Source organism: Burkholderia sp. Nafp2/4-1b (assembly GCF_003635165.1).
Classification (GTDB): Bacteria; Pseudomonadota; Gammaproteobacteria; order Burkholderiales; family Burkholderiaceae; genus Burkholderia.
Window position 1 is genome coordinate 223,605 of the sequence record NZ_ML058600.1, and the last position, 17,066, is coordinate 240,670.

A 17,066-nucleotide genomic window follows, 5' to 3' on the forward strand; every position below is an offset into this window, starting at 1 on the left:
CGAATGCATTTAGGCCAGCACGGCCTTCGCGGTCTCGACGACGTGCTCGACGGTGAAGCCGAAGTACTTGAACAGCACGCCGGCCGGAGCCGATTCGCCGAACGTGTCGATCCCGACGACGCCGCCTTCGAGGCCGACGTACTTGTGCCAGAACGAGGTCACGCCCGCTTCGATCGCGACGCGGCGCACGCCGTGCGGCAGCACGCGTTCACGGTATTCGGCGTCCTGGCGGTCGAACACGTTGGTCGACGGCATCGACACGACGCGCGCCGCGATGCCCTGCTGCGCGAGCGGCTCGACGGCCTTCATCGCGAGTTCGACTTCCGAGCCCGTCGCGATCAGGATGATCTTGCGCGCGACGATCTCTTCGTCCCAGTCCTTCAGCACGTAGCCGCCCTTCTCGATGTTCGCGATCTGCGCATCGGTACGCGGGTTGAATGCGAGGTTCTGGCGGCTGAAGATCAGGCTCGACGGACGGTCGGCAGCGACCGCGTGGGTCCAGGCGACGGCCGTCTCGACCGTGTCGGCCGGACGCCACACGTCGTGGTTCGGGATCAGGCGCAGGCTCGACACGTGCTCGACCGACTGGTGCGTCGGGCCGTCTTCGCCGAGGCCGATCGAGTCGTGCGTGAACACGAAGATCGACGGGACCTTCATCAGCGACGCGACGCGCAGCGCGTTGCGGCTGTAGTCGGAGAACGTCAGGAACGTGCCGCCGAACGGCTTGTGGCCGCCGTGCAGCGCGAGGCCGTTGATCGCGGCGCTCATGCCGAATTCGCGCACGCCGTAGTTGATGTGGTTGCCGAGCAGCACGCCCGCGCCTTCCGGATTCGCGCGCACCGCCTTCGACGCCTTCCAGTTGGTCAGGTTCGAGCCGGTCAGGTCGGCCGAGCCGCCGAGCAGTTCCGGCAGTGCGGCAGCCAGCCCCTCGATCGCCTGCTGCGACGCCTTGCGGGTCGCGACCGTCTCGGCGCGCTCGTTCGCGCCGGCGATGATCGCCGCAGCCTTTTCGGCCCAGTCGGCCGGCAGCTTGTTGGCCATCCGGCGCTCGAATTCGGCGGCTTCAGCCGGGAATTTCGCGCGATAGGCGGCGAACGTCGCGTCCCACTCGGACTCGGCGCGCTTGCCGGCTTCCTTCGCGTCCCATGCCGCGTAGACTTCCTGCGGAATCACGAACGGCTCCCAGGTCCAGCCGAGTGCCGCGCGCGTCTTCGCGATTTCTTCCGCGCCGAGCGCCGCGCCGTGCACGTCGTGGCCGCCGGCCTTGGTCGCCGCGCCCTGGCCGATCACCGTCTTGCAGCAGATGATCGTCGGCTTGTCCGACAGCTTCGCCTTCGCGATGGCCGCGTCGACCGCGTCGACGTCATGGCCGTTCACGTTCGGGATCACGTTCCAGCCGTACGCTTCGAAGCGCTTCGGCGTGTCGTCGTGGAACCAGTTGACGACGTCGCCGTCGATCGAGATGCCGTTGTCGTCGTACAGCGCGATCAGCTTGTTCAGCTTCAGCGTGCCCGCGAGCGAGCAGGCTTCGTGCGAGATGCCTTCCATCAGGCAGCCGTCGCCGAGGAACACATACGTGTGGTGATCGACGATCTTCGCGCCGTCACGGTTGAATTCGTCCGCCATCAGCGCTTCGCCGAGCGCCATGCCGACCGCGTTCGCGAGACCCTGGCCGAGCGGGCCGGTGGTCGTCTCGACGCCCGGCGTGATGCCGTATTCCGGGTGGCCCGGCGTCTTCGAGTGCAGCTGGCGGAAGTTCTTCAGCTCTTCCATCGGCAGGTCGTAGCCGGTCAGGTGCAGCAGCGAGTACAGCAGCATCGAGCCATGGCCGTTCGACAGCACGAAGCGGTCACGGTCCGCCCAGTGCGGGTTCGTCGGGTTGTGTTTCAGGTGGCGCGACCAGAGCGCGACGCCGATTTCGGCCATGCCCATCGGCATGCCGGGGTGGCCGGAGTTCGCTTGCTGGACGGCGTCCATCGCGAGCGCACGGATCGCGTTGGCCATCAGAGTGGTGGAGGCGGGAGACGAAGTCGTCATGTCGAGTCCGGAGAACGAGTCGAGGAAACGGGGGCACGGCGGCATCCGGAAGCTCGAGCGTCAATCGTTCCGGGCGCGCGGTGCGGCGCCTGACGGACGCGAAGCGGACGGAGCCTACGGACTGGGCTGCAAAGCTCGTCATTTTAACAGATGGGCTGACATTTCCCTTGTCGGCGCGTAGTGTTCCGGCACGGTTTTCCATCCAACCGCGCGCCTCCTATAATTCAGGCGTCGGAACTCCCCGCCCCGAGCGGCCCCCGCCCTTGAGCACGACCCTTCTCTTTCATCCCACGCCCGACGTCGCTTACGGCTTCCCGAACGCCCGCCGGCTCGCGCACGTCGCGTCGCCGCACCAGCAGATCGAAGTCTGGGAGACCCCGCAGCTCGGCCGCCTGTTCACGCTGGACGGGCGGCCGATGACGTCGGTCGGCGACGAATACGTGTATCACGAGTGCATGACGCACCCGGCCGCGCTCGCGCATCCGTGCCCGAGGAAGGCGCTCGTGCTCGGCGGCGGCGACGGCGGCGCCGCGCGCCAGCTGCTCAAGCACGCGTGCATCGAGCGGATCGTCGTCGCCGAGCTCGACGACGAAGTGGTCGGCATGGCGCGCCGCTATCTCGACGACGTGCACCAGGGCGCGCTCGACGACCCACGTGTCGAGGTCGTGATCGGCGATGCCGCGCATTTCGTCGCGTCGACCGTCGAGCATTTCGATCTCGTCGTGTTCGACCTCACGCCGCCCGACTCGCCGGCCGCCGGCCTCTACACGCGCGAGTTCTACGCACGGCTCAAGCGGATCCTGACGCCGCGCGGCGCGGTCTCGATGCACCTCGGCTCGCCGGTGTTCCACGCGGCGCGCATCGCCGCGCTGCTCGACGACCTGCGCGCGAGCTTCGCGTTCGTCGATCCGCTGTCCGCGCACGTGCCGCTGTACGGTTCGCAATGGCTGATGGCGATCGCGAGCGACACGCTCGATGCGGCCGCGCTGTTCGCGCACGACGTCGACGAACGGCTCGCCGCGCGCCGCGTGCAGGGATTGCGCTACTACGATGCGCGACTTCATGCGGCCCTCTTTGCCCTGCCGCGCGCGCTGCGCGATACACTGGGCGTCCGCCGCTGAGCTTCCAGGCAAGCGCATCGTTGTGCGGGCTCGTCGCGATTCTCCCGCGAACGACCCGCGAACTACCCGCGACAAGCAGGCCCGGCACGACAGGGGCCGCCCGCCACGTTGGCCGAGATGCATTGCGTGCCGCGGACGGGCGCCCGGGGCGCCGTTTTCCGTTGGACCGCACGGCACAGGACCGGAGTCGCTGCTGAAGCGCCAACACCGTTCGACAGGAGATTTTCATGACCGATCCACGTCCGGCCAACGTGCCTTGGTTGACGCCTTATCTGGCCGTGCGCAATGCGCAGTCGGCCATCGAGTTCTTCCAGGCCGCATTCGGCTTCGAGCTGCGCGACGTCCTCGACGAGGACGGCGCGATCATGCACGTCGAGATGACCTACCGCGGGCAGCTGATCGTGATGTTCGCGCCTGAAGGCGCGTTCGGCTCGATCGCGCTTACGCCGAAGAGTGCGCACGCAACCGCGCCGCAGTCGTTCTATCTGTATGTCGACGACGTCGACGCCACCTGGCAGCGCGCGCTCGACGCGGGCGCGAAATCGCTGACCGCGCCGCAGGACCAGTTCTGGGGCGACCGCTTCGCGCAGATCGAGGATCTCGACGGCTATCGCTGGGCGCTCGGGCGCCGCCTGCGCGCATGAACGGAGCCGGACCAAGCATGAGTGAAGCCACCACCACCGCGGCCGTGCCGCGCTTTTTCGTCGAAGCGGCGCTGCGCGCCGATGCGACGCTCGCGTTGCCGGCCGACGTCGCACGCCATGCGCAGGTGCTGCGGCTGCAGCCCGGCGATGCGCTCGCGCTGTTCGACGGCAGCGGCGGCCAGTACCGCGCGCGCATCGTCGAGATCGACAAGCGCAGCGCGCTCGCACGGATCGACGCGTTCGACCCGGCCGAAGCCGAGCCGCCCTATCGCGTGACGCTCGCGCAAGGGATCGCCGGCGGCGACAAGATGGACTGGGTGATCGAGAAGGCCGTCGAGCTCGGCGTCGCGGCGGTCGTGCCGCTGTCGACCGCGCGCGGCGTCGTGAAACTGTCCGGCGAGCGCGCGGACAAGCGCGTCGCGCACTGGCGCGGCGTCGTGCGCGCATCGTGCGAACAATGCGGCCGCAACCGCGTGCCCGACGTCGCGGCGGTACGCGGCTTCGGCGCGTGGCTCGATACGCTGCCTGCCGCACCGGCCGACGGCGAGCTGCGGCTGCTGCTGTCGCCGCGCGCGAGCATCCCGTTTGCGTCGCTGCCCGACGCACCGCCCGCGGCAACCGTCACGCTGCTGATCGGGCCGGAAGGGGGGCTGTCGCCGGACGAAGAGAACGCGGCCCGCGCCCACGGGTTCACCGCGTTGTCGCTCGGGCCGCGCGTGCTGCGCACCGAGACGGCCGGCGCGGCCGTGCTCGCGGCGCTCGCGGCACGCTGGGGCGGGTGGTGATGGGCAGCCGGAAGCGATTCTATCCGGCTCTACCCAACGCGTGGATCGCCTCGTGTTCATTCCGCGGCGATAAATTGCGTTGTCGTGTTTGGAGGCAAACCGTGCAAGCGCATTATCGAGCGTGCCGTGATGCCCACCCGTCCATCGTGTACGTCCGCCTTGTACTCGCAATAATCTTCCGGAAGGTACATGGCGACCGCCGTGTCGCCCATTGCTATCACGAGCGAGCGCTCTCGCTTGGGACCGGCTGACAAGTGCCCCTGTCGGGATGTGCCGGACACGGCCGAGCCTAGCTCGAACGTGTCGGGTCGACGCGGGGAAATGATGTGCAAATCACCCTGAAAATCGACTTTTACCCCTTCGTCAACACGACTGACTTGGGTAATCCAGCAAATGCGCGCCGCTTCCGCGAACACTGTTGCCGGCGTCAGAGCCATCGCAATCGTAAGAATTCCTGTAATTCGTTTCATGACTTTAATCGGACGAGTGAACAGCGAAAATTGTATTTCGCCGCTCGAGCGAATTTCGGCGCCTCGTCAAACGCAAGCGACAGACCGGCAAAATCTGCGTTGTCCTATTGCCTTGATGTGCTTATCGTTGGCATGGCTGCGCTGATGTGAAGCACGGTCCGCGGGTGCCCGGCGTGCCTGCAGACTTTGTCGCCAAGCGCAAAAAAACCCGCACAAAGGCGGGTTTTGAAGAAGTTGCGGACCTGATTCCGGTGCCGGCGGCGTGCGCGACCGGAAGCTGCGATGACGCTGCGTACCGGGCCGCCGATATGCGCGCTTTACGCGAACGAATAGAACACGCGGAACGCGACCTTGCGCTCGGCCCAGAACTCGGCGGCTTCGCGGAACACGTCGAGCAGCGTCTCGCGCCCTTCCTTGTCGAACTTCTGCGCGATCGGCAGCCCTTCGAGGACGATCACGAAACCCGGCTGCGCGCCGGCCTTCGCGACGAGGTCGGTCAGGCAGTCGTACAACGCGTCGTAGTTCTTCCCGAAATGCTTCGGAAACAGGAACGACGTCGCGATCGTCTCCATCACTTCCTGCTTCGACTGCGCGGCGCCGCAATACGCGTACAGGAAGTGCTGGCCGAGCCGACCGGCTTCGTCGGCGAGATCCTGCACGCGGAACGCGCGGATCGACTGCACGAGGTTGGGTCGCACGGTCGTGAAAAGGCTCATAGGCTCCTCGTTCGATGAAAGCCCGGCTTCGGCTTCCTGTTGCTCCGGCGTGCCGCCGGCCTGCGCCGCCGCGTGCAGCTGAATCACACGCTGAAACAGATTACCGTCGCCGGCCGCGAACAGATCCGCCGCCGCCGTATCGTGCGCGTAGATGGAGTCGCTCATGCCATTCGTCCCGAAGTCATTCAACAATACGTTTAAAACTGTTGTAGTGGTCGTCCGTGTAATAACAGTTGTCGATCCGGCGCAACGGCCCGCCACAGACGATGCGGCGCGCGCCGCGATTGCGCGCGCGCGGTGTCGGCACCGTGTACTCGTGGTAGTAGCCGCGCTTCGCCTTCGGCAGGATCCGCTCGCGGTTGCCGAACACGACGCCGTCCTTCTCGTACGGATAGGGGCCACCGGCGCCGATCAGGCCAAGCGTGGTCACGGCCTCGCGCGGCAGACGGGCGGTCGGGATCGTATCGACCCCGCCGACGGCCATGTCGGCCGAAACGGCCTGCCGTGCGTAAGCGGCGGAAACCAGACTACCCGTCGGCGTGCCGACGATACCCATCGCGAACATCGCGAAGACGGACGCGAGCGCGCCGTTGCGGAGCCACTTGCGTGCCATGAACCAGGGTTCCCGCTGTTAAATCAAGTAGTTGACGACCAACCAAAGGCGTTAGCGTAGCGCTATTGTCCGCGCGAATCAATGTTCGTTTGGGAACCGAAAGCCGCGCGCCGCGCAGAATCGCGCATTTTTTACCGAAATAAGACTACATTTATCTTACATAGGATAAAATGCGCGTGGCATCTCCGTCATGGCAAGACCCTGCCTCCTTGCCACGCTCGCTACCCGGAGTGGGGAGATGCTGCTGTTGCTTATGGGAAGCGCGGTTGCGCCCTACCCGACGGCGTGCCCATTGCGGGCACGCCTCTTTTTGCTTTTGTTTACAATTTCGCCCGACGCGCCGCCCCGGATCGACCGGCGCGGCGTTCGTTTTTGGCTTATGTGGCTTAGCGCGCGGCGTTCACGTCGGCGACCAGCAGCGCCGCCATGTTGACGATGCGGCGAACGGTCGCCGATTCGGTCAGCACGTGCACCGGCTCGGCCGCGCCGAGCAGGATCGGCCCGATCGCGATGTTGTTGCCGGCGGCCGTCTTCAGCAGGTTGTACGCGATGTTCGCGGCGTCGATGTTCGGCAGGATCAGCAGGTTCGCGTCGCCTTCCAGCGTCGATTCCGGCAGGATTTCCTTGCGCAGCGCCGCATCGAGCGCGACGTCGCCGTGCATTTCGCCGTCCACCTTCAGCTCCGGCGCGGTTTCCCGCAGGATCGCGAGCGTATCGCGCATCTTCTGCGCCGAAGGTGCGTTGCTCGTGCCGAAGTTCGAGTGCGACAGCAGCGCGACCTTCGGCTCGATGCCGAAGCGGCGCACTTCTTCCGCGGCCATGATCGTGATCTCGGCGAGCTGCTCCGGGGTCGGATCGACGTTCACGTGCGTGTCGACCAGGAAGATCTGGCGACCCGGCAGCACGAGGCCGTTCATCGCGGCATACACGCTGCAGCCCGGGCGCTTGCCGATCACCTGATCGATGAAGTGCAGGTGGCGGTGCGTGGTGCTGATCGTGCCGCAGATCATCCCGTCCGCTTCGCCCTTCTTCACCAGCATCGAGCCGATCAGCGTCGTGCGGCGGCGCATTTCCACGCGCGCGAGCTGCTCGCTGATGCCCTTGCGCGCCATTATCTTGTGGTACGTCTGCCAGAAGTCGCGATAGCGCTCGTCGTGCTCGGTGTTGACCACCGTGAAATCGATGCCGGGCGTGAGGCGCAGGCCGTAGCGCTGGATACGGTGCTCGATCACCGACGGGCGGCCGATCAGGATCGGCTTCGCGAGCTTTTCGTCGACGATGATCTGGACCGCGCGCAACACGCGCTCTTCCTCGCCTTCCGCGAACACCACGCGCTTCTTCTCTGCCGGCGCGGCGCGCGCGATCTGGAAGATCGGCTTCATCGTCGTGCCGCTGTGATACACGAACTGCTGCAGGTGCTGCTTGTACGCGTCCATGTCCTCGATCGGCCGCGTCGCGACGCCGCCGTCCATCGCGGCCTGCGCGACGGCCGGCGCGATCTTGACGATCAGGCGCGGGTCGAACGGCTTCGGAATCAGGTATTCGGGCCCGAACGACAGATCCTGAATCCCGTATGCGGTCGCGACGATGTCGCTCTGCTCGTGCTGCGCGAGTTCGGCGATCGCGTTGACGACCGCGATCTCCATTTCACGCGTGATCGTCGTCGCGCCGACGTCGAGCGCGCCGCGGAAGATGAACGGGAAACACAGGACGTTGTTGACCTGGTTCGGGTAGTCGGTGCGGCCGGTCGCAAGAATCGCGTCCGGGCGCACTTCGAGCGCGAGTTCCGGCAGGATTTCCGGCGTCGGGTTCGCGAGCGCGAGGATCAGCGGGCGCTCGGCCATGCCCTTCACCATCTCCTGCTTCAGCACGCCGGCGGCCGACAGGCCGAGGAAGATGTCCGCGCCGTCGATCACCTCGGCGAGCGTGCGGGCTTCGGTTTCGCGCGCGAAACGCTCCTTGTCCGGATCCATCAGCTCGGTGCGGCCCTTGTAGACCACGCCGGCCAGGTCGGTCACGATGATGTTCTCGATCGGCAGGCCGATGTCGACCAGCAGGTCCAGACACGCGAGCGCGGCAGCGCCGGCGCCCGATGCGACCAGCTTGACCTTCTTGATGTCCTTGTTCACGACCTTCAGGCCGTTCGTGACGGCCGCGGCCACGACGATCGCGGTGCCGTGCTGGTCGTCGTGGAACACCGGGATCTTCATCCGCTTGCGCGCTTCGCGCTCGACGATGAAGCAGTCCGGCGCCTTGATGTCTTCCAGGTTGATCCCGCCGAAGGTGGGCTCCAGCGCGGCGATCACGTCGACCAGCTTGTGCGGGTCCGACTCGTTCAGCTCGATGTCGAACACGTCGATGCCGGCGAACTTCTTGAACAGCACCGCCTTGCCTTCCATCACCGGCTTCGACGCGAGCGGGCCGATGTTGCCGAGCCCGAGCACCGCCGTGCCGTTCGTGACGACGCCGACCAGGTTGCTGCGCGCGGTGAAGCGCGCGGCATTCAGCGGGTTCTCGACGATCTCCTCGCACGCATACGCGACACCCGGCGAATACGCGAGCGCGAGGTCGCGCTGGTTGATCATCTGCTTGGTCGGAGCGATCGCGATCTTCCCGGGCGTCGGGAATTCGTGATAGTCGAGAGCGGCTTCGCGGAGCTTGGCTTTGGAGGAGGCTTGGGTCGACATGTGTCTCTTGACGGGCGGATTAGAATAACTGTTCGACGGCATTGTAGCGCCAATCGAAGGCCGCCAGACCGGCGATTCAGGTGCAACAGCCGCGACAAAAATGGGGCGAACGGTGCGGAAACGGCGCCTTTCGCTGCGTACAATGCCGTTCCTTTCACCGCTTCCGGGTCCGTCCGCCGTGCCAGCCGCCTTGTCCGAGTTCTCGCTGATCGATCGCTTCTTCGCGCGCCGCGCGGCCCGGGGAGCGCGCGCGTCGACGCTCGGCATCGGCGACGATTGCGCACTGATCGCGCCTCGATCCGGCAAATTGCTGGCCATTTCGACGGACATGCTCGTCGAAGGCCGCCATTTCTTCCCCGATGTCGCGCCCGATGCGCTCGGCCACAAGACGCTTGCGGTCAACCTGTCGGATCTCGCGGCGATGGGCGCCGAACCGCGCGCGTTCACGCTCGCGTGCGCGCTGCCGCGCGCCGATGCCGCGTGGCTGGAGGCATTCAGCAACGGGCTGTTCGCACTCGCCGAGCGCTTCGGCTGCGAGCTGATCGGCGGCGACACGACGAGCGGGCCGCTGAACCTGTGCGTGACCGTGTTCGGCGAAGTCGCGCCGGATGCGGCGCTGCGGCGCGATGCCGCGCGCGACGGCGACGACGTGTGGGTGTCCGGCACGCTCGGCGACGCCCGCGCGGGGCTCGGGCTCGCGCGCGGCGAATGGACCGCCGGCGCGGCCGAAGCGGTCGCGTTCCGGCAGGCACTCGAGCGTCCCGAACCGCGCATCGCGCTCGGACTCGCGCTCGCCGGCGTCGCGCACGCGGCGCTCGACATTTCGGACGGCCTGGCCGGCGACCTGCGGCATATCCTGACGCGCTCGAACGTGAGCGCTGAAATCGACGCCGACGCGGTGCCGCGCTCGGCCGCGCTCGCGACACTGCCGCCCGACGTGCAGCGGCGCTGCACGCTGGCCGGCGGCGACGACTACGAACTGTGCTTCACCGCGCCGGTCGCGGCGCGCGCGGCGATCGACGCGGCGGGCGCAAGCGCCGGCGTGCGGGTCACGCGAATCGGTACAATACACGCGTTGTCCTCGCCGTCGGAGCAGCCCGCGATCGCGTGGCACGACGCAGCCGGCGCGCCCCTGACTCTCACGTTGCACGGTTTCGACCACTTCCATGCAGACTGATCCGACGACCGCGCAACCCGCGGCCGCGCCGGGCGCCGCCCGCAACGCGCCGCAGCGCGCCACCGCGCGCTTCATGCTGTCGCACCCGGCGCACATCGTGTCGCTCGGCTTCGGCAGCGGGCTCGCGCCGTTCATGCCCGGCACCTTCGGCTCGCTGTTCGGCTGGCTGTCGTTCGTCGTGCTCAACCGCTACCTGACGGTGCCCGAATGGTGGGCGCTGACCGCGGTCGGGTTCGTCGCCGGCACGTGGCTCACCGGCTTCACCGCACGCAGGATGGGCACAGCCGATCCGGGCGCCGTCGTCTGGGACGAAATCGTCGCGATCTGGCTCGTGATGCTGTTCGTCACGCCGGCGACCTTCATCGGCCAGCTGTGGGCGTTCGTCGTGTTCCGCTGCTTCGACATGCTCAAGCCGCCGCCGATCCGCTATTTCGACCGTCGCGTGAAAGGCGGGCTCGGCATCATGGTCGACGACCTGATCGCCGCGTTCATGACGCTGCTCGTGATCGCGCTGTGGCGCTCCGTCGTCGGCTGACCGATTTTCCGACTCCCGTTTTCCCGACGCGCATGCCAACCGATTCCGTCGTCCATCAGCTTGCGATCCGCGCAGGCAACAAGCTGCGTGACGAGCACCTGTCGCTCGCCACCGCCGAATCCTGCACGGGCGGCATGATCGCCGCCGCGATCACCGACATCTCCGGCAGCAGCCAGTGGTTCGAGCGCGGCTTCGTCACCTATTCGAACCAGGCGAAGAGCGAGATGATCGGCGTGCCGCCCGAATTGATCGACAAGCACGGCGCCGTGAGCGAGCCGGTCGCGCGTGCGATGGCCGAAGGTGCGCTGCGCAACAGCCGCGCGCAGGTCGCGCTGTCCGTCACCGGCATCGCCGGCCCGGCGGGCGGCAGCGAGAAGAAGCCGGTCGGCACCGTGTCGTTCGCGTGGAGCAACCGGCTGCACACCGATGTCGAGACGCTGGTGTTCAAGGGCGACCGCGAGCAGATCCGCACGCAAGCCGCCGCGCACGCGCTGCGCGGGCTGCTGAAGCTGCTCGACGAACGCGAGCGCTGATTCAACGCGGCATTGGCCGAGTAGGTCGCGGCCGGCGTCACCAGCGCCCCGCCCCGCCCCGCTTACTGGATCGCGTCGGGCTTCACGACGATCCAGTTCTTGTCTGCCGTGACCGGCAGGCCGAGCGGCTTCTGCTGCGCGGGGCCGGCGCCAACCGCCCGGCTGGGCGGCGTGATGCGATGTGAGGCAGTGCGCTTCGATCAGCGATGCGCGTTGATCGTGTCGCGCGTCTTCTGCGCGGCGAGCGCCGCGGCTTCCGCGAAATCCTCACCGTTGCTCGCGTACAGGATCGCGCGCGACGAGTTGATCATCATGCCGGTGCCGTCCTCGGTGCGGCCGGCGTTGACGGTCGCCTGCACGTCGCCGCCCTGCGCGCCGATGCCGGGGATCAGGAGCGGCATGTCGCCGACGATCCCGCGCACGACCTCGATTTCCTTCGGAAACGTCGCGCCGACCACGAGGCCGAGCTGGCCGTTCTTCGCGTTCCACTTGTTCGCCGCGAGATCGGCGACGACCTGGTACAGCGGTCGGCCCGGATGGCCGGCCCCATTCGTCTCGAGGAACTGCAGATCGGACCCGCCCGGGTTCGACGTGCGGCACAGCACGATCACGCCCTTGCCATCATGCTCGAAGTACGGCTCGACCGAGTCGTAGCCCATGTACGGGTTCACGGTGACCGCGTCCGCGCGATAGCGCTCGAATGCTTCGCGCGCGTACTGTTCGGCCGTGCTGCCGATGTCGCCGCGCTTCGCATCGAGGATCACGGGCAGGCCCGGATGCTGGAGGTGGATGTGCGCGATCAGGCGCTCGAGCTGATCTTCGGCGCGATGCGCGGCGAAGTACGCGATCTGCGGCTTGAACGCGCTCGCATACTCGGCGGTCGCGTCGACGATCTGCCGGCAGAATTCGAAGATCGCGTCGGGCTGGCCGTTGAACTGCACGGGAAAGCGCGACGGCTCGGGATCGAGGCCGACGCACAGCAGCGAATTCGTGCGCTGCCACGCGGCGCGCAGCGATTCGATGAAAGTAAGCGGGGAAGACATGGCGGATACTCGCGGCAAACCGTTGGTAGACCGCGTATTTTACCCGCGTCGCCGGCGTCCCTCGCGCGCGGTCGCATCGATGCGTGCATCGGTGCGCTCGACGGTGAACGCGAAACGCCGCGTGAGCCGCTCGCCGGGCGCGAGCAGCGTCATCCCGTGCGCGGCCGCGCCGCCCGGCAGGTTCACCGCATTGATCGGATGATCGACCGGCTCGAAGCAGAAAAAATGCTCGCCGGGCGGCGTATAGAGCACGTACGCATCGGCGTCCGCCGCCACCGTCAGCGACAGCGCGCGGCGCGGCCAGCTCACCGCCGCGTGGCCGCCCCAGCCGGTGAACGCATGATTGACGAGCGTCGCCGGCAGCGGATACGCGACGCCGAACTGCCACGCCGGCGGCACGCTCACGTGCCGCACCGGCAGGAAATCGGCGCCCGACAGCCACAACCCGCCGGCCGCCGCGGCCAGCTCGGTCGCATCGTCGCGCACCAGGAACGGATGCAGGCCGAGCCCGAACGGCAGCCGTGCGCGCCCCGCGTTTTCGATCGTCAGCGCGATCGACAGCGTCGTGTCGTCGAGCGCGAACGACTGGATCGCGCGAAACGCATACGGTGCGCCGCTCGCGCGATCGAGCGACAGTTGCAGCGTCGTGTCGGTCGCGTCGTCCACCTGCCACGGCGCGAGCCAGCCGTCGCCATGGATCGGCAGCGGCTCGTCGCGGCGATTGCGCGGCACCGCGACGCTGCGCCCGTCGCATTCGAAGCGGCCGTTGCCGATCCGGTTCGAGTACGGCAGCAGCGGATAGCACGCGAGCTGGTTCGGGTCCGTCGCCGTTTCCGGATGCTCGCAGCGGCGGAACACCGGCACCAGCGCGCCATGATCGCCGCGCCAGTCGAAGCGCGCGATGCCGCCGCCCAGGTGCGGCAGCACGTCGAGCCGCAGCGACGCGTTCGACAGCGTGACGGCCGCCGCATGCGCGGCGCCGACGCCCTGCGCGAACGCGGCGGTCTGCGGGCCGGCGCTGACCGGCTGCGCGGCGGCAGCCAGGCGCGCGCGGCGCGACTGGCTCGTGGACGACGATGCGCGCGAGGACGTGGCGGTCATGGTGAACTCCTTTCCTTCGTCGATGAAACGTTACGGGTCATGGCGCGCGGCCGCGCGCGCACGAACTCCGGCAATCAGGCCCAGCCGCCGTCGACCACCACCTCCTGCGCGGTGATCATCCGGCTGTCGTCGGCCGCGAGGAACAGCGCCATCCGCGCGAGATCGTCCGGAAGCAACTCGGCGTCGATGCACTGGCCGGCCTTGATCGACGCGCGACCGGCGTCGTCGAGCCACAGCCTGCGCTGCTTGTCGGTCATCACCCAGCCGGGCACCAGCGAATTCACGCGGATCCCGAACGGCCCGAGATCGCGCGCGAGCCCGCGCGTGAGCCCCTGCACGGCCGCCTTCGCGATCACGTACACGGGATAGCCGCCGTTCTTCAGCATCCAGCTGATCGAGCCGAGGTTGATGATCGCGCCGCCGCCGCGCTGCTTCATGTCGTCGATCACGGCCTGCGCGGCGAAGAACTGGTGGCGCAGGTTCACCGCGATTCCCGCGTCGAACGATGCGGGCGTCACGTCGGCGATCGCGTGGCGCGTGTCGTTCGCCGCGTTGTTCACGAGCACCGCGATCGCGCCGATCCGCGCGCGGATCGCATCGATCGTGCGGCGCAGCGCGTCGACGTCGGTCAGGTCGCACGGCAGGAACAGCGGCGCATGGCGGACGTCCGGTGCCTGCTCGAGCGCTTGCGCGAGCGCCTGGCCCGCGTGCGCGTCGAGATCGACGAACGCGACGCGCGCGCCCTGCCGCGCGAAGTGCTCGACGAACGCCGCGCCGATGCCGGTCGCGCCGCCCGTGATCAGCACCGCGCGATCCTCGAGGCTCGGGTAGCGCGCATAGCGCGCATCGCTGGCCGGGGCGTGCGTGCGCTGCACGGATGTTTCGTTGGTCATGCGAATCGTCTCCGGGGAATCGTCAGTCGCGTACGCCGCGGTTCTTCAGCTGGTCGAGCAGCACGGCCGCGAGCAGGATCGCGCCGCGCACCAGGTACTGGTAGAACGCGTCGATGTTCATCAGGTTCATCACGTTCTCGACGGTGCCCATGATCAGCACGCCGATCACGACGCCCGAGATCGTCGCGCGGCCGCCCATCAGCGACACGCCGCCGAGCACGCAGGCGGAGATCACGTTCAGCTCGAACCCCTGCGCGGCGTTCGGCTGGCCCGACGTGATGCGCGACGCGAGGATCACGCCGGCGAGCGCGGTTACCGCGCCCTGGATCAGGAAGATGTACACGCGCGTGCGTTCGACGTTGATCCCCGCGAGGCGTGACGCCTCGGGATTGCCGCCGATCGCGAGCGTGTTGCGGCCATAGACGGTCTGGTTCAGCAGCACGCCGAACACGACGAAGCACAGCAGCGTGACCCAGATCGGCAGCGATACGCCGAAGAGCGACAATCCGCCGAGCGCGATGAACGTATCCGACGATACGCCGACCGCCTGCCCCTTCGACACGATGAAGCCGAGCCCGCGCACGATTTCCATCGTCGCGAGCGTCGTGATCAGCGCGTTGATGCGCAGGTACGCGATCACCGCGCCGTTCACGAAGCCGATCGCCGCACCGGCCGCGACCGCCGCGATGATCGCGACGAACGTGTTGTCGGTCGCGTTCAGCACCATCGCGCACAGCACGCCGGAGAACGCGACGGTCGAGCCGATCGACAGGTCGAAGTCGCGCGATGCCAGACAGAACATCATCGTGCACGCGACCATCCCGATCTGCGAGATCGACAGCGCGAGGCCGAGCATGTTGTCGATCGAGAAGAAGTGATCGACCGTCAGCGACATCGTGATGAACATCACCGCGAAGATCGCGATCAGGCTGTATTCGGTGAGGTGCTGCCACCACTTCTGGCGGTCGCTCTGCTGCGGAACCAGCGTGTCGGCCGACGGCTTCACGGCTGTGCTGGCGAGGTTTTCCCTGACTTGCATGATTGTGTCTCCTGCTCCTGCATCGCGCGGCCCGCGCCGCGCGTGATCGATTCGAATTCCTGGCCGTTTTCTGCCGTTTCCGGCCGCTTCAAGCTGCTTCAAGCCGCCTCGACGACGCTCGTCTGCGGCAGCGCGAGGCTCAGCACCGCATGCTCGTTCGCCCGCTCGCGCGGCAGCTCGCCCGCGATCCGCCCTTCGCGCATCACGACGATGCGATCGGACACGCCGAGCACTTCCGGCAGTTCCGACGACACCATCACGATCGCGCAGCCGCGCTCCGCGAGCCGGTAGATCACGTCGTAGATCTCGTGCTTCGCGCCGACGTCGATCCCGCGCGTCGGCTCGTCGAGGATCACGACCTTCAGGTCGGGCTCCGCGAGCCAGCGCGACAGGATCGCCTTCTGCTGGTTGCCGCCCGACAGGAAGCGGATCTTCTGGCGCCGGTTCGGCGTCTTGATCTTCAGCCGCTGGATGAAGCGGTCGGCCGTCTCGGTTTCGACCTTGCGGTCGATGAAGAGCCCCGCGCGCAGCGAATGCCGGCGGCAGCTGATGTTGATGTTCTCCGCGACCGACGCCATCGCGATGATCCCTTCCTCCTTGCGGTCCTCCGGACACAGCACGATGCCGTGGCGGATCGCGTCGCCCGTGCGCTTCACGTCGATGCGCTTGCCGTCGAGCGTCAGCGTGCCCGCGCGCCGCCGATCCGCGCCGTACACGAGCCGCATCAGTTCGCTGCGGCCCGCGCCGACCAGCCCGAAGAAGCCGACGATCTCGCCCGCGCGCACCGAGAAGCTCGCCGGTTCACGCAGCGCCGGGCCGTCGACGCCTTCGGCCGAGAACCGCACGTCGCCGACCGCGCGCGGCGCGTAGTGGTAGATGTCCGAAATCTCGCGCCCGACCATCTCGGCCACCAGCCGCTCGCGCGGCACGTCGGCCAGCGATTCGTGCGACGCGATCTTGCGCCCGTCGCGAAAGATCGTGCATGCATCGCAGAGCCGATAGATCTCGTCCATCCGGTGCGAGATGTAGATCAGCGCGCGGCCCTGCGCACGCAGGTCGTCGACGAGCTTGAACAGCACCTCGGTCTCGCGATGCGACAGCGAGCTCGTCGGCTCGTCGAGCGCGATCACGCGCGCGTTGCGCATCAGCGCCTTGCAGATCTCGACCATCTGCCGCTGCGCGATCGACAGCCGGCCGAGCTTCGCGTCCGGATCGAGATCGACGCCCATCGCTGCGAGCCGCTCGCGCACGTGGCGCTTCGCCTCGCCCTTCCTCACCCAGCCGAGCGCATTCGGCAGGCGGCCGAGCAGCAGGTTCTCCGCGACCGTCAGGTCGGGCACGTACTGCAGTTCCTGGTGAATCACCGCAATGCCGGCCGCGATCGACGCAGCCGCGCTGGAAAAATGCACGGGCTGGCCGTCCACCAGCACGCTGCCCGCATCGGGCTGGTATTCGCCGCCGAGAATCTTCAGCAGCGTCGACTTGCCCGCGCCGTTCTCGCCCATCAGGCCATGCACCTCGCCCGCATGCACGTCGAACGAGATGCCGTCGAGTGCGCGCACGCCGGGAAATACCTTGCCGATATTGTCAAAACGCAGTGCCGCTGACACGTCGTCTCCCCACTTGCAGATCCATCGAGCGCCGGCCGCCGCATCGCCGCGGCAGCCGGCGA

Annotated in this window: 16 protein-coding genes; 6 read left to right on the forward strand and 10 right to left on the reverse strand. The window is 67.5% G+C overall.

Annotated features, from left to right (window positions below; genetic code table 11):
- Positions 1-9: 9 nt before the first annotated feature.
- A complete protein-coding gene (gene tkt, locus C7H84_RS08955) occupies positions 10-2,082 on the reverse strand; it encodes a transketolase (RefSeq protein WP_121858477.1) in 2,073 nt (690 codons plus the stop codon).
- A 218-nt stretch (positions 2,083-2,300) separates the two neighbouring features.
- Between tkt and speE the strand changes: the two genes are divergently transcribed.
- The 3 genes from speE (at position 2,301) to C7H84_RS08970 (ending at position 4,587) form a co-directional block, all read left to right on the forward strand.
- Positions 2,301-3,158 (forward strand): polyamine aminopropyltransferase, encoded by an 858-nt coding sequence (speE, locus tag C7H84_RS08960; protein ID WP_121858478.1) that lies wholly within the window; start codon positions 2,301-2,303, stop codon positions 3,156-3,158.
- Positions 3,159-3,385: 227 nt separating this feature from the next.
- Positions 3,386-3,802, forward strand: a complete 417-nt coding sequence (locus tag C7H84_RS08965; protein ID WP_121858479.1) for a VOC family protein — start codon at positions 3,386-3,388, stop codon at positions 3,800-3,802.
- 17 nt (positions 3,803-3,819) lie between these two features.
- Positions 3,820-4,587, forward strand: a complete 768-nt coding sequence (locus C7H84_RS08970; protein WP_121858480.1) for a 16S rRNA (uracil(1498)-N(3))-methyltransferase — start codon at positions 3,820-3,822, stop codon at positions 4,585-4,587.
- Positions 4,588-4,643: 56 nt separating this feature from the next.
- Here C7H84_RS08970 and C7H84_RS08975 read toward each other — a convergent pair whose 3' ends face one another.
- The 4 genes from C7H84_RS08975 to C7H84_RS08990 form a co-directional block, all read right to left on the reverse strand.
- Positions 4,644-5,057 (reverse strand): hypothetical protein, encoded by a 414-nt coding sequence (locus C7H84_RS08975; RefSeq protein WP_162999242.1) that lies wholly within the window; start codon positions 5,055-5,057, stop codon positions 4,644-4,646.
- Positions 5,058-5,374: 317 nt separating this feature from the next.
- A complete protein-coding gene (locus C7H84_RS08980) occupies positions 5,375-5,938 on the reverse strand; it encodes a barstar family protein (protein WP_121858482.1) in 564 nt (187 codons plus the stop codon).
- A 16-nt stretch (positions 5,939-5,954) separates the two neighbouring features.
- Positions 5,955-6,386 carry a ribonuclease gene (locus tag C7H84_RS08985; protein ID WP_059451950.1) on the reverse strand — a complete coding sequence of 144 codons (432 nt, stop codon included), beginning with the start codon at positions 6,384-6,386 and terminating at the stop codon, positions 5,955-5,957.
- 386 nt (positions 6,387-6,772) lie between these two features.
- A complete protein-coding gene (locus tag C7H84_RS08990; protein ID WP_276208395.1) occupies positions 6,773-9,115 on the reverse strand; it encodes an NADP-dependent malic enzyme in 2,343 nt (780 codons plus the stop codon).
- A gap of 100 nt (positions 9,116-9,215) precedes the next feature.
- Between C7H84_RS08990 and thiL the strand changes: the two genes are divergently transcribed.
- The 3 genes from thiL to C7H84_RS09005 are packed head-to-tail and all read left to right on the forward strand — an operon-like array spanning position 9,216 to position 11,318.
- Positions 9,216-10,250: a thiamine-phosphate kinase gene (thiL, locus tag C7H84_RS08995; RefSeq protein ID WP_121858484.1), complete on the forward strand. Its 1,035-nt coding sequence runs from the start codon at positions 9,216-9,218 to the stop codon at positions 10,248-10,250.
- Entirely contained in the window at positions 10,240-10,785 is a 546-nt protein-coding gene (locus C7H84_RS09000; RefSeq protein ID WP_121858485.1) for a phosphatidylglycerophosphatase A, read from the forward strand. Before thiL ends, C7H84_RS09000 begins: the two co-directional genes overlap by 11 nt.
- 32 nt (positions 10,786-10,817) lie before the next feature.
- Entirely contained in the window at positions 10,818-11,318 is a 501-nt protein-coding gene (locus C7H84_RS09005) for a CinA family protein (protein WP_121858486.1), read from the forward strand.
- A gap of 200 nt (positions 11,319-11,518) precedes the next feature.
- On the opposite strand, the gene pyrF is transcribed toward C7H84_RS09005, so the two are convergent.
- The 5 genes from pyrF to araG all read right to left on the reverse strand — a co-directional run bounded on the left by pyrF (position 11,519) and on the right by araG (position 17,004).
- Positions 11,519-12,361 carry an orotidine-5'-phosphate decarboxylase gene (pyrF, locus tag C7H84_RS09010; RefSeq protein ID WP_121858487.1) on the reverse strand — a complete coding sequence of 281 codons (843 nt, stop codon included), beginning with the start codon at positions 12,359-12,361 and terminating at the stop codon, positions 11,519-11,521.
- A gap of 39 nt (positions 12,362-12,400) precedes the next feature.
- Positions 12,401-13,462, reverse strand: coding sequence for an aldose 1-epimerase (locus C7H84_RS09015; protein WP_121858488.1), 1,062 nt, complete (start codon positions 13,460-13,462; stop codon positions 12,401-12,403).
- Between the two features lie 74 nt (positions 13,463-13,536).
- A complete protein-coding gene (locus tag C7H84_RS09020) occupies positions 13,537-14,355 on the reverse strand; it encodes an SDR family oxidoreductase (protein WP_121858489.1) in 819 nt (272 codons plus the stop codon).
- 22 nt (positions 14,356-14,377) lie between these two features.
- Positions 14,378-15,394 (reverse strand): L-arabinose ABC transporter permease AraH, encoded by a 1,017-nt coding sequence (araH, locus tag C7H84_RS09025; protein WP_121858490.1) that lies wholly within the window; start codon positions 15,392-15,394, stop codon positions 14,378-14,380.
- A 98-nt stretch (positions 15,395-15,492) separates the two neighbouring features.
- Positions 15,493-17,004 carry an L-arabinose ABC transporter ATP-binding protein AraG gene (gene araG, locus C7H84_RS09030; protein ID WP_121858491.1) on the reverse strand — a complete coding sequence of 504 codons (1,512 nt, stop codon included), beginning with the start codon at positions 17,002-17,004 and terminating at the stop codon, positions 15,493-15,495.
- Positions 17,005-17,066 lie beyond the last annotated feature (62 nt).